Source organism: Arthrobacter sp. SPT-J7 (genome assembly GCF_059089965.1).
In genome coordinates, this window is record NZ_JBNHFF010000522.1 from 1 (window position 1) to 664 (window position 664).

General features: G+C 58.6%; 1 protein-coding gene. It reads right to left on the reverse strand.

All coding sequences use genetic code 11. The features are described from left to right. A partial coding sequence (locus AC5RWX_RS34035) for a ParA family protein (protein WP_494100538.1) occupies positions 1-664 on the reverse strand: 664 nt, incomplete at both ends.

The window sequence follows — 664 nt, forward strand, 5'->3', positions numbered from 1 at the left end:
CCGCAGACAGTACTTGTTCGGGGAAGTGTTGGCGGACCTCGGCTGCGACCTGCGCGGCAAGGTTGGTCCGGCCGTCGTACATGGTCAGGAGGATGGTGGAGACCACGAGGTCGGCATTGAGATGCTTCTGGATCATCTCAATGTTCTTAAGGAGTTGGCTTAGCCCCTCCAATGCGTAGTATTCGCACTGAATGGGAATCAGGACTTCACCCGCGGCGCAGAACGCGTTGACCGTCAGGAGGCCAAGGCTTGGCGGGCAGTCGATGAAGATGTAGTCCAGGCGTTGCTCGCCCTTCTTTTCACGTGTCTTTGCGTAGACATCAATGGCTCGACGCAGCCGCTGTTCACGGGCCACGAGGGACACCAGTTCGATTTCCGCACCTGCAAGGTGGATGGTGGCCGGTGCGCAGATGAGGTTGCTAATGTCAGGGCATGGCGCAACCACATCGGCCAGGGGGACGTCGTTGATCAGGACGTCATAGATGCTGTCCACATCCGCGTGATGCTCAATGCCCAAAGCGGTGGATGCGTTGCCTTGGGGGTCGATGTCTATCACCAGGACATTCAGTCCGGCGGCGGCAAGCGCGGCAGCGATGTTGACCGTTGTAGTGGTCTTACCTACGCCACCTTTTTGGTTGGACACCGTGAAGACGCGCGTCTTCTC